Source organism: Paenibacillus sp. MAHUQ-45, from assembly GCF_058133325.1.
The window spans coordinates 561,559-574,161 of record NZ_JBYUPV010000002.1 but is presented as its reverse complement, the minus strand read 5'-3'; the positions used below and the strand labels follow the sequence as shown (position 1 = coordinate 574,161).

9 protein-coding genes are annotated in these 12,603 nt (G+C 48.8%); all 9 read right to left on the bottom strand.

What is annotated here, in order from left to right; all coding sequences use genetic code 11:
• Positions 1–100: 100 nt before the first annotated feature.
• The 9 genes from AC3Y23_RS06375 to tsf all read right to left on the bottom strand — a co-directional run bounded on the left by AC3Y23_RS06375 (position 101) and on the right by tsf (position 12,590).
• Complete coding sequence (locus AC3Y23_RS06375; RefSeq protein ID WP_379196785.1) at positions 101–4,426, bottom strand: PolC-type DNA polymerase III; 4,326 nt, start codon at positions 4,424–4,426, stop codon at positions 101–103.
• A 395-nt stretch (positions 4,427–4,821) separates the two neighbouring features.
• Complete coding sequence (gene proS, locus AC3Y23_RS06370; RefSeq protein WP_379196783.1) at positions 4,822–6,270, bottom strand: proline--tRNA ligase; 1,449 nt, start codon at positions 6,268–6,270, stop codon at positions 4,822–4,824.
• A gap of 33 nt (positions 6,271–6,303) precedes the next feature.
• Positions 6,304–7,578, bottom strand: a complete 1,275-nt coding sequence (gene rseP, locus AC3Y23_RS06365) for an RIP metalloprotease RseP (RefSeq protein ID WP_379196781.1) — start codon at positions 7,576–7,578, stop codon at positions 6,304–6,306.
• A 141-nt stretch (positions 7,579–7,719) separates the two neighbouring features.
• Positions 7,720–8,859, bottom strand: a complete 1,140-nt coding sequence (locus AC3Y23_RS06360) for a 1-deoxy-D-xylulose-5-phosphate reductoisomerase (RefSeq protein WP_379196779.1) — start codon at positions 8,857–8,859, stop codon at positions 7,720–7,722.
• A 21-nt stretch (positions 8,860–8,880) separates the two neighbouring features.
• Positions 8,881–9,684 carry a phosphatidate cytidylyltransferase gene (locus AC3Y23_RS06355; protein ID WP_379196777.1) on the bottom strand — a complete coding sequence of 268 codons (804 nt, stop codon included), beginning with the start codon at positions 9,682–9,684 and terminating at the stop codon, positions 8,881–8,883.
• A gap of 21 nt (positions 9,685–9,705) precedes the next feature.
• Positions 9,706–10,473, bottom strand: a complete 768-nt coding sequence (gene uppS / locus AC3Y23_RS06350; RefSeq protein WP_379196775.1) for an undecaprenyl pyrophosphate synthase — start codon at positions 10,471–10,473, stop codon at positions 9,706–9,708.
• Positions 10,474–10,550: 77 nt separating this feature from the next.
• A complete protein-coding gene (frr, locus tag AC3Y23_RS06345; protein WP_379196773.1) occupies positions 10,551–11,105 on the bottom strand; it encodes a ribosome recycling factor in 555 nt (184 codons plus the stop codon).
• Positions 11,105–11,833 carry a UMP kinase gene (pyrH, locus tag AC3Y23_RS06340; RefSeq protein ID WP_379196771.1) on the bottom strand — a complete coding sequence of 243 codons (729 nt, stop codon included), beginning with the start codon at positions 11,831–11,833 and terminating at the stop codon, positions 11,105–11,107. Before pyrH ends, frr begins: the two co-directional genes overlap by 1 nt.
• Positions 11,834–11,939: 106 nt before the next feature.
• On the bottom strand, positions 11,940–12,590 hold the full coding sequence (gene tsf / locus AC3Y23_RS06335; RefSeq protein WP_379196769.1) for a translation elongation factor Ts: 651 nt from the start codon (positions 12,588–12,590) through the stop codon (positions 11,940–11,942).
• Positions 12,591–12,603: the final 13 nt, after the last annotated feature.

Here is a 12,603-nt window from a genome sequence, read left to right as displayed (position 1 = left end):
GTGCCAGCCCTTGACTCCCCCTTATCTGGGATCAAGACCATTGCGGTTTACCGCAATCAACCTGTTATATTCGGCAGCAAAGCTTCGCTGAATGAGTTCGTTAGAAAAGAGAAAGCTGGTTGCTCTCCGGTAATCCCCGGAAACAGCCCATGCCGGTAAGAAGCTCAATGACCGTCTTACTTGCCTTGGATTTCTGCTGGAAATCCTCAATCGACAGGAACTCTCCGGCGTCCTTGGCGGCAGCAATATTGATCGCGGCGTTCTCCCCGATGCCCGAAAGAGCAGAGAACGGCGGGATGAGACTGTCGCCATCCACCGTAAAGCGGGTAGCGTCAGAGCGATACAAATCGATATTCTTGAATGTAAGACCGCGAGCAGTCATTTCCAGCGCCATTTCCAGAATCGGCAGCATCGCCTTTTCCTTAGGCAGCGCCTGAAATCCTTTTTGCTCAATCTCCACGATTTGACGACCGATCGCCTCATAACCCTGACAGCACAAATCAATATCAAAATCCGCTGCCCGTACAGAGAAGTAGGTTGCATAATACTCAATCGGATGATAGAGCTTAAAGTAGGCGGTACGCACTGCAGAGATAACATACGCTGCTGCGTGCGCCTTCGGGAACATGTACTGGATCTTCAGACAGGAATCAATGTACCACTGAGGTACCTTGCATCGTTTCATTTCCTCGATCCATTCTGGCGGCAAACCTTTACCTTTCCGTACACTCTCGGTAATTTTAAAAGCCAGACTGGCATCCATACCCGCTTTATAAATGAGGAAAAGCATGATGTCATCCCGGCAACCAATTACGGTTTTGATGTTACATGTATTGTTCTTGATAAGTTCCTGGGCATTTCCCAGCCATACGCCTGTTCCGTGCGACAACCCCGAAATTTGCAGCAAGTCGGCAAAACTCGACGGTTTCGATTCGATCAACATCTGCCGCACGAACTTGGTTCCCATTTCGGGCACCCCATAAGTGGCTACAGGTGAGCGGATCTGCTCAGGCGTAACGCCTAGCGCTTCCGTAGAGTTGAACATGCTCATTACCTTAGGGTCATTCATTGGAATTGTCGTAGGGTCCACTCCGGTCAAATCCTGCAGCATCCGCATCATCGTCGGATCATCGTGACCGAGAATATCGAGCTTAAGCAAGTTCGCATCAAAGGCGTGATAATCAAAATGCGTAGTCTTCCATTCCGCATTGACATCATCCGCTGGAAACTGCACTGGAGTAATATCCTCTACATCTATATAGTCTGGCACAACGACGATCCCGCCGGGATGCTGTCCGGTGTTCCGCTTGACGCCTGTACAGCCTGCCGCCAGACGGCTGACTTCGGCACCGCGCCAGCGTTTCTGGTGATGCTCCTCGTATTTCTTGGTAAAACCAAAAGCAGTTTTCTCCGCTACCGTACCAATCGTGCCCGCACGGAATACGTTATCCGGTCCGAACATCGTCTTAGTGAAATTGTGCGCTTGTGGCTGATATTCACCAGAGAAGTTAAGGTCGATATCGGGAACTTTGTCCCCTTTAAAGCCAAGGAAGGTCTCAAACGGAATATCCTGTCCTTCGCCCTTCAGATTCCCGCCACAGTCTGGACAGGATTTGTCAGGCAGGTCAAATCCACTTGGTATACTACCGTCTAGGAACCATTCGCTATGGCGACAATCGGAATTGCGGCAGACATAATGCGCCGGGAGCGGATTAACCTCGGAAATACCAAGGAAGGTAGCAACTACCGAGGAACCGACCGATCCCCGCGAGCCTACGAGATAACCATCACGGTTCGATTTTTTAACGAGACGTTCGGATATTAGATAGTTGGCCGAGAAGCCGTATTTGATAATCGGCTCCAATTCTTTTTCCAGACGCGCAATTACTACCTCAGGCAGCTCCTCGCCATAAATCGACTTGGCTGTATTGTAGCAGGTCTCACGAATTTCTTCGTCTGCACCCTCAAGAATCGGCGTAAATAGCTTGTCCGGGAACAGCTCCAGCTCTTCAAAGCGCTCGGCCAGTTCTACCGTGTTCGTCACCACGACTTCCATCGCTTTCTCTGGACCCAGGAAATCGAACTCGGCCAGCATTTCATCCGTCGTGCGGAAGTGTGCATCCGGCTTACGCATATCCTTCAGCGGGCTAAAGCCCGTAATACCGTTTATCGTAATATCGCGGTACAGCTTGTCTCGCGGCTCGAGATAATGCACATTTCCTGTAGCAATTACCGGCTTGCTGAGCTGCTCACCAATCTCACAAATTCTGCGTACCACGTCACGCAGTTCCTCAGGACTGGCTACAAACCCTTTGTCCACCAGATGCATGTACATAGTCAGTGGTTGGATCTCCAATACGTCGTAGAATTGGGCAACTTCGATCGCTTCCTCAACCGTTTTGTTAAGTACAGATTCGAAGAATTCTCCCCGTTCACAGCCCGAGATGACCAGTAATCCGTCCCGTAACTCTTCAAGCTTCGATTTTGGAATACAAGGAACCCGCTTGAAATACTCTGTATGCGATAAGGAAATCAGCTTGTAGAGATTTTTCTTACCGATTGCATTAAGCGCGTAGATACAACAATGGAATGGCCGTGTGTTGGAGAGATCATTTCCCACATAATCATTGAGCCGATCCAGCTTTGTCATCCCTTTCAGCTTCTCAGCATCGGCGAGCAGACCGTTCAGAATGCCACCCAAGGCAATGGTATCGTCAACCGCCCGGTGATGGCTTTCCAGTAGCACTTTATATTTATCCGCCAAGGTGTTCAGACGGTGATTCTTCATTGTAGGATGCAGCAGCCTTGCTAACTCCAAAGTGTCGAGTGATGGATTAGTCAGTTTAGGTTGCCCCAGCTTGACCAGAGAGGCCTGAATAAATCCCATATCGAATCTGGCGTTATGGGCAACAAGCACACTGTCTCCCACAAATTTCACAAAATCGTGCAGGACAGGCTCCAGATCGGGTGCATCCTTGACCATTTCATCTGTAATATTCGTTAATTGCTGGATATGATAAGGAATCTTCTCGTGCGGGTTAACAAAGGTGGTATATCGATCCAACTCTTTACCCTCGCACATCTTGATCGCTGCAAGCTCTGTAATGTTGTTGCGGGTAATCGACAAGCCCGTGGTCTCGATATCGAAAACAACATAAGTAGCTGTCTTCAAATCAAGCGGCTGCGGATTCTCAACAATATTCACCGCGTCATTCACGACGTTGGCTTCTACGCCATATAGCATTTTAATCTTGTTCTTATGGGCGGCATGGTTCGCTTCCGGGAAGCTTTGAACTCCGCCGTGGTCGGTAACGGCCATTGCCGTGTGGCCCCATTTGGCGGCTGTTTTAATATAGGTATCAACTGGCGTGACAGCATCCATGGTGCTCATTGTCGTGTGTAGATGGAACTCTACTCTTTTGACTGGAGCATTATCCTTACGTGCTGGCGGCGCCGCAACTTCGGACAAGTCAGATGGGATCATCACCAGCTCTGGAATTTGCATGAAGCGGTCGTACTCTACTCGGCCACGCGCTCTTACCCATTTCCCGTTGGCGAGTTGGCTCATGATCTTGAGGTCTTCCTTGTTCTTGGCAAACATCTTCATCTGCAGGGAATCGGTAAAATCGGTAAGAAAGAAAGTAAAGAGTGTGCTGCCGTTGCGCAGTTCTTTGCTTTCCAGGCCAAAAATAGTCCCTTGAATCGTAATCTTCTTCTCTTCATCCTGAATCTCAACAAGCGGCACAGGCGGTTCTTTGATATCATAGCCAACCTGAAGCTTCACAACCTCATTAGGATCGCCTTCGTCTACAACGACTTCTGCCTCACTCTCAGTCATCATCTGCTCGATGAATACACGCTGCTCTTGCTGAAGCTTCTGCTGGAATTCTTCGAAGACAACGGTATTATCCTGATTTTCCGCTACCTGAATTTTAACCTTGAGCGGAAGAGCAAAATATTTAGCGTAAAATTTAATAATAGCTCCGTCGATTCCTTTTTTACGGGCGAGTTCCTGAGACATGGTATCGCTCATCGTCAGGAACAGTGTACCGTCTTGAAGCTCCTGCGAAGAACGTGTTAACCAGCCGTTTACAGACGGAATTTCACGCTGTACCCATTCCAGGAACAACCCCCAATACTCTGCCACCAGATCCGCCCTGCTTACGTTCTCCGCATATTGGAACAAAAAGCTCACTTTCGCAATATGCTGCAGCTTTTCCCGCATTCTCAGACAAAAGGTACGGTACGCCTGCGCAGGAACCAACGTTTCTTTGGCAATGACTATATGCCAATCCCGGTTGCCACGGCTAATCTCTACACGCTCAATACTTCCATCCAGAAAATAAGGATCGATAAGTCCAGGCGGTATTTCGCCTTGCTTCATCAGAAGCTCGAACCTTTTTCTTCTTTCCACGTTTTGTTCCATGGCTTCCCTCCACCTTATGATCGCCCTGACTTCCAATGATAAAAAGCTTCCGGGTCAAAAAGCATTGGGTTCTTTCGGCCCGCCGACTCCTTTCGCCAGAAGCTGCATGAAGTAAATCTATATCTTGTAAAGCCGCTCTATCATAAGACAAACTTAAGATCTAACGTAAGGCTCGATCGTCACTACGGTGGAATGTTTGGACTTCCGGTCGCTGTTGTCGCCAGATTTCTTCTTTATAACCGCTTCTAGCGGTTGAAATCTGGCGACAGCCCATGCTTCCGATGCGAGCTTTCCGTAGGAAAGCTTTCAGGCGAACGCTTCGCTCCTACAGTTCCAAACTTCCCCCTTCGTTCCTCTCGCCTTTTTGTTATTTTCTTTTGTTTGTCTTAAATAGATTAATACGCTTTAGCAAATACAACCGTATGTGCAGCAGGCTTTCCACAGCAGAGGCAAACTTCCTTCTGCTCTGCAGGATTGAACGGAATATTCCGGCTGGTTGCTCCGGTCTCTTCCTTAACCTTGGACTCACATTCTTCAGATCCGCACCAGCCTGCCAGAGCAAAGCCGCGTTTTTCTTCCATGGAAGCCTTCATCTCATCAAGGGTATCAACAGAGTAGAAGTGGTCTTCACGGAATTTGAGCGCCCGTTCGAACATTTCGTTGTGTACCTGATCCAGCATCGCCTGAACCTCTTCTACAAGGTTCGCTTGCTGAACGACTTTCTTCTCACCCGTAACCCGTGATACTAGAACGCAGACGCCGTTCTCCATATCACGTGGACCGAGCTCCAGACGAACCGGTACTCCGCGCATTTCATATTCGTTGAACTTCCAGCCTGGTGTTACATCTGCCCGGTCGTCTACGCGGACACGGATACCAGCGCTTTTCAGTTCTTTGAACAACTCATCGGTCCGTCCGATTACAGCTTCACGAGTCTTCGGAGGTCCGATCGGAATCATAATCACCTGAGTAGGAGCTACCTTCGGCGGCAATGCCAGACCACGGTCATCGCCATGCACCATGATCATCGAACCGATCATCCGTGTGCTTGTCCCCCAGGAGGTGGTGTGTGCATACTCAAGCACGTTGTCACGGCTAAGGTACTGAATATCAAAAGCTACAGCAAACTTGGTGCCCATATAATGGGAAGTACCCGCTTGAACGGCCTTTCCATCCTTCATCATAGCTTCAATGGAGAACGTATCCACCGCACCCGCGAAGCGTTCGGAAGGCGTTTTTTGACCCGCGATCACCGGAATAGCCAGATAGCCTTCTAGAAAATCACGATAAACCTCCAGCATTTGCATCGTCTCTGCCCGTGCTTCTTCCTCATTCTCGTGTGCAGTATGACCTTCTTGCCAGAGGAATTCGCTGGTACGGATGAACGGCAGTGTACGCTTCTCCCAACGCACAACGTTCGCCCATTGGTTGATCAGCACCGGAAGATCACGGTAGGATTGAATCCATTTGGAGTACATATGTCCAATCATGGTCTCCGAAGTCGGACGGATCGCCAGACGTTCTTCCAGCTGATCTCCACCCGCTTCTGTTACCCATGGCAGCTCAGGATTGAAGCCTTCGATATGATCCTTTTCCTTTTGGAAAAAGCTCTCCGGAATGAACATCGGGAAGTAGGCGTTCCGGTGACCCGTTGCCTTGAAGCGACGGTTCATTTCCTCCTGGATGTGCTCCCAAATTTCATAGCCGTCCGGCTTGAATACGATACAGCCCCGCACCGGGGAGTAATCCATCAAGTCCGCTTTTTTAATAACATCAATATACCAGCGTGAAAAATCTTCGCCTTGCGGCGTAATTTCCGTTACGAATTGTTTATCTTTTGCCATGTGCTGCAATTCCTCCCGTAAATAAAAGCAAAATTATCCGCTAATCAAGCGCAATATATCATTATAAGTTACTGCAATCATAAGAAGGAAAAGCAACGCAAACCCAACGAAGTGGACCATGCCTTCCCGGCCGGGATCAACCGGCTTGCCACGCAATGCCTCAACTCCAAGGAACGCCAGACGGCTTCCATCAAGTGCAGGAATCGGCAACAAATTGAAAATGCCAAGATACAGACTGAGAATTGCGGCCCAATATGTCAGATACTGAATGCCTTGTTCAGCAATCTGCCCTGTCATCTGGAAGGTCCGAACAGGTCCTCCGATATCATCCATATTGAATTTATTAATCAGCTGTTTGAAGCCGACAAAAATCATCTTCGTAGTGCTGACCATCGCTGTACCCGCACCCGACACGGTCTCTCCTATACTGGCCTTGCGGCTTGGAAGCTCCGGTGTGATTCCCACTTTACCGCCTTCTTCCCCCTCCATTGTACGAGGAATCAGCGTGAAATTCAGCGTCTTGTCATCGCGAAGGATAACCCACTTCATTTCCTTGCCCTTGGAAGCGGCAGTCAGGGCAATCATTTTCTTGTAATCGGCACCGATCTTCTGACCATCGATGGAGTCAATAATATCGCCTTTTTGGATACCCGCTTCTTCAGCCGGCATACCTTTGCTGACATCACCGATTTTTACATAAGTCGGATTCTCGAGTGGAATGCCAACCATCTGTAGATGAATCGCGAACAGAACAAAGGCCAACAGGAAGTTCATTACCGGGCCGGCAACAATCGCCAAGGCACGTTGACCCACTGTCTTGCTGCCAAATTGACGATCCTTAGGCGCAATCTGCGTCTGTTGACTGCCTCTGACCATCATCGCCTGCGGGTGAACGTCATAGGTTGTAACTTCACCATCTACGTCCAGAGAGATCTTCAGATCGACCTCAAGATCGGTATGCTGTGCTTCGCCGCGAATCACATTCTTGCGCGTATCGAGAGCATCCAGGTAGATATTCTTGATCTTGTTGTCCTGACCCAGTCTTACAGCAATGGTCTGGCCTGGACCGATCTCAATAATCTCTGGATCTTCGCCGGCCATTCGCGCATATCCGCCAAAGGGCAGCAGACGCAACGTGAACTGGGTCTCATTGCGTTTATAGGAGAACAGTTTTGGTCCAAAACCGATAGCAAATTCTCTGACAAGTATGCCAGCACGTTTGGCAAAGTAATAGTGTCCCCATTCATGTACGGTCACCAATACAAAAAACATCAGCACCGTTAAAAAAACGACTTGAACCATTTCCAAGCGTAACATCCCCCTTTAGGTGTAAGACCGAAGTATGTCCTCTTAATTTATCATTATTCTCCGATCAGGCACAAGAGAATCAACTGTCCGAACCTATTTTTAGGGCCAGGCAATGATTAGCAGTTATAAAAAGCAGGATGTTTACAGCTGTGCCGCCAGCTCCCTCACTGCTCGGTCACAATGCCCGATTTGCTCCAGATCAGGATTAGTTTCGTTGTTATGGCGCTGTAGCACCTCATCAATGATCTCTTCGATACGCAGGAATGAAATTTCGCCGCGCAGGAAGCGATCCACCGCAATCTCGTTTGCCGCATTGAATGCCGTTGTTGCGGTTCCACCGGCTTTACCACACTCAATAGCCAGTCGAAGAAGCGGATAACGTTCAAAATCCATCTCTCGGAATGAGAGCCGGCCAGCTTCGGCCAGCGAGAGGCGTTTTGCCGGGGAATGCCAGCGATCCGGATAGGTCAAAGCGTATTGGATCGGGACACGCATATCCGGGGTACCAAGTTGGGCAATAATGCTGCTGTCACGGAATTCCACATAAGAGTGAATGATGCTCTCCGGATGCAGCAGCACATGGATTTGCTCATAAGGAAGATTGAACAGCCAATGAGCTTCTATGACCTCTAAGCCTTTGTTAACCATGGTCGCAGAGTCAATCGTAATCTTCGCGCCCATGCTCCAGTTCGGATGTCGTAGCGCTTCTTCCACCGTAACCCCTACAAGCTGATCACGGGTGTAATCTCGAAAAGAACCACCAGATGCTGTTATAGTGATGCTCTCGACATCGCTCCGATTCTCCCCGTTCAGGCATTGAAAAATCGCAGAATGCTCACTGTCCACAGGAAGTATACGCACACCCTTCTTGTCGGCCAACTCTGTCACGAGATGTCCTGCTGTCACAAGTGTCTCCTTGTTGGCCAGTCCAATCGTTCTACCCGCTTCAATCGCAGCTAACGTAGACTGCAGCCCGACACTGCCCACCACCGCAGTAACGACCATCTCGGCATCGCCTCCTGCCGCAATTTCCACCAAGCCCTGGCTTCCGCTATAAAGCTCCGTACCTGCTGGCAGAACTCCTCTAATCTCATTAGCAAGGTCTTCGGTGGCGACAGAAACCCTGCGTGGTTTGAATTGACGAACCTGCTCCAGCAAGAGCGCAGTATTACTTCCAGCCGCCAATCCATCAATTTCAAATTTCTCCGGGTGCATCGCAACGACATCCAATGTCTGAGTGCCGATGGAACCGGTAGAACCGAGAATACTTATTTTCTTCACAGCAGTACCTTCTCCCTGACATTAATAGTAAGGCATAAGCATTACAATATGTACGAACGGAAAGACGATGATCCAGCTGTCACAGCGGTCAAGAATGCCTCCATGACCAGGAAGCAGCGATCCTGAATCTTTGATACCGTACACCCGTTTATAGGCAGATTGTACAAGATCTCCGAGCTGACCAAGCACCGCGCAGGAAAGACCAATGAGCAGAGCCCGTCCGAGGGTTAACAGATCAGGAACGAAAATCGCAAAAACAATGGAAATCAGCATGGCGATCAAGACGCCACCCACTGCACCTTCCACAGTTTTGTTAGGGCTGATTGCAGGCCAAAGCTTATTCTTGCCAAAGCTTTTGCCCACAAAATACGCTCCGGCATCACTTCCCCAAATGCAGAAGAGCAGCAGGAAGGTCCAGAGCAAGCCATACCCGTCACTAGAAGACCGGGCCAAAGCCATATAGGAGAATCCCATGCCTATATAGATGATACCGGCAAACAGCAGCGCTGTGATCCGAATATCCATTTTATTTTTAGTGAAAACTGTGACCAACAGAAAGAGGAGCAGCAAGAGCCAAATCCCTTGTTCCCAGGACAATAATGCGGTCACTCCAAGCAAATTCCAAGGTATCATAAAAGCTGCAATCGCGCCATAACCGAGCAGAGCCGTACCGCCAAATGCTGGCGAACCGGTCATCTTCACGAACTCATAGTAGCCGATGAGAGCCATGCCGGCCAGCAATAGCTGGTACGACCAGCCTCCCAAAAGGCATAAACCCAAAAATATAGCTCCGGCAACGACACCGGTAATCAAGCGCTGCTTCAAAGGTCTCCATCTCCAATCAGGCTACTTCAGTCCACCGTAGCGGCGTGTACGCCGCTGATATTCGGCAACGGCCTGCAGCAAATGTTCTTTGTTAAATTCAGGCCAGTATGCATTCGTAAACCACAGTTCACTGTAGGCAAGCTGCCACAACATAAAATTACTAATTCTCATTTCTCCACTAGTGCGGATCAGGAGATCAGGATCAGGCAATCCGCCAGATAAAAGTCTGCTATCGATAAGTTCAGACGTAATGTCTTCCGGTTTTAGCACCCCTGCTTCTATATCCTTGCCCAAATTACGCATACAATCTGTAATTTCTTTTCTCCCCCCATAATTCAGGGCAAAATTCAAAATAAGTCCGGTATTGTTTTGGGTTCTGGCAACTGCTTCGTCCATCGCTTTGCGAGTATATGAAGGCAATGCATCGGCATCGCCCATGACACGTACCTGCACGTTTTTTTCGATCAATTCATCAAGTTCAATCGCCAAAAACTCTTCTGGCAGTCGCATCAAGAACTCAACTTCATCCTTGGGACGTTTCCAGTTTTCGGTTGAAAATGCGTACATCGTTAAATATTTAATACCCAGTTCATCTGCGGCAATGGTTGCTCGTTTGACGGCTTTCATCCCATTCTGGTGGCCGACAATTCGCGGCAAGCCGCGCCGTTTGGCCCAGCGTCCATTACCGTCCATAATTATCGCTACATGCAGGGGGATGTTATCCGGTGAAATCTCGACTGGCTGCTGCCTGTCTTTACGGCCCAACCACGCTTGAACCCGTTTGATCATTTCCGTTTCCTCCAAGCTCTTATCAGAAAGAGACAAACCCCACCAATGACGGAGGGGCCTTAATCTCTTGATTATCTTTAAACTTCCATAATCTCTTTTTCCTTGGACAAGAGCACTTTATCAACCTCGGCTATGAACTTGTCAGTAGCCTTTTGGATATCTTCCTGATGCCCATGGGATTCGTCTTCAGAAATTCCGTTTTTCTCCAGCTTCTTGATATCATCGTTAGCATCGCGGCGGATATTACGGATCGCTACTTTCGCATCTTCACCGAAGCGCTTGGTGAACTTCACCAGTTCTGCACGGCGCTCCTCAGTTAGTGGAGGGATGGACAGACGAATGATGGTGCCGTCATTAGCCGGCGTCAAGCCTAGATCAGATTTCATGATCGCACGCTCGATGTCGGACAACGAAGATTTGTCCCAAGGCTGAATCAACAGTGTCCGGGAGTCCGGTGTGCTGATATTCGCGAGCTGGTTCACCGGTGTAGGCGCACCATAATATTCTACCTGGATACGGTCCAAAAGCGCTGTAGAAGCACGGCCCGCACGCAATGTCGCCAAATCACGCTTCAGCGCCAGAATCGCTTTTTCCATACGCTCTTCGGCATTTTTCTTAATCGTTTGTGGCATTAATCTACACTCCCCTTCACAATCGTCCCGATCTTCTCACCAAGAACGACTCGTTTGATATTACCTTGTTCTGTAATGGCAAACACGATGAGCGGTATATTATTATCCATGCAGAGAGATGAAGCGGTGGAATCCATCACGCCAAGGTTCTTATTCAGTACATCCATGTAAGTGAGCTGCTCATACTTCTCAGCTGTACTGTCTTTGAAAGGATCGGCAGAGTATACACCATCCACTTTGTTCTTCGCCATCAGAATAACCTCTGCTTCAATTTCGGCTGCCCGCAATGCTGCAGTGGTATCTGTAGAGAAGAACGGATTTCCTGTACCTGCTGCGAAAATCACAACGCGGCCCTTCTCCAAATGACGGATCGCCCGACGGCGAATGTACGGCTCAGCAATCTGCTGCATTGAAATCGAAGTCTGTACACGTGTAGGCACATCGATTTGCTCAAGTGCGTCCTGCAAGGCAAGAGAATTCATCAATGTAGCCAGCATGCCCATATAATCGGCAGTTGCACGATCAATACCGCTTGCGCTGCCAGCGATTCCGCGCCAGATGTTGCCTCCGCCGCAGACGATGGCTACCTCTACTCCAAGCTCCACAACTTCTTTAACCTGTTCTGCGATGGAGTTAATCGTGTCGGCATCAATACCATATCCGTTTTGTCCCGCTAATGATTCACCGCTAACTTTAAGGACTACTCTCTTAAATACCGGCTGTTCCAATTGTATACCCTCACTTTCTTACAAAAGACGGAACACTTAGTGTACGTGTTCCGCTCTTTTGATGCTTGCCTTTATTCAATTCTCCCGGGTTACCCGGGGGACTAGATTATTGTTTAACTTGAGCCATAACTTCTTCAACGAAGTTATCAACTTTCTTTTCCAAACCTTCGCCCAGCTCATAACGTACAAAGCGACGGATGGAGATGTTTTCACCAATAGTGCTAACTTTTTCGTTCAGCAATTGGGAAATAGTTTTGTCAGGGTCTTTAACGAAGGTTTGCTCAAGCAAGCAGTATTCTTCATAGAACTTGCTGATGCGGCCTTCAACCATTTTCTCAACGATCTTCTCAGGCTTGCCTTCGTTCAGAGCTTGAGCCTTCAAGATTTCTTTTTCTTTCTCAACGTCTGCTTGTGGAACTTCTTCGCGACGTACATAAAGCGGGTTAGCTGCTGCGATTTGCATAGCGATATCGCGTGCGAACTCTTTGAAGGAATCTGTTTTACCAACGAAGTCAGTTTCACAGTTGATTTCTACGAGTACGCCAATACGGCCGCCAGCGTGGATGTAAGATTCTACAACGCCTTCAGTTGCAACACGTCCAGCTTTGCTAGCTGCTGCGGACAGACCTTTTTCACGAAGCAATTCAGCGGCTTTGGTGATGTCGTTGTTTGCTTCTTCAAGCGCCTTTTTGCAGTCCAACATACCTGCGCCTGTTCTTTCACGAAGCTCTTTTACTGCCTTTGCATCTACTGCCATTGATTATTCCCTC

What these genes read in the sequence shown, in the direction of transcription:
- AC3Y23_RS06375 (WP_379196785.1), bottom strand. Translation starts at nt 4,426, where the DNA reads ATGGAACAAAACGTGGAAAGAAGAAAAAGGTTCGAGCTTCTGATGAAG.
- proS (WP_379196783.1), bottom strand. Translation starts at nt 6,270, where the DNA reads ATGGCAAAAGATAAACAATTCGTAACGGAAATTACGCCGCAAGGCGAA.
- frr (WP_379196773.1), bottom strand. Translation starts at nt 11,105, where the DNA reads ATGCCACAAACGATTAAGAAAAATGCCGAAGAGCGTATGGAAAAAGCG.
- uppS (WP_379196775.1), bottom strand. Translation starts at nt 10,473, where the DNA reads ATGATCAAACGGGTTCAAGCGTGGTTGGGCCGTAAAGACAGGCAGCAG.
- tsf (WP_379196769.1), bottom strand. Translation starts at nt 12,590, where the DNA reads ATGGCAGTAGATGCAAAGGCAGTAAAAGAGCTTCGTGAAAGAACAGGC.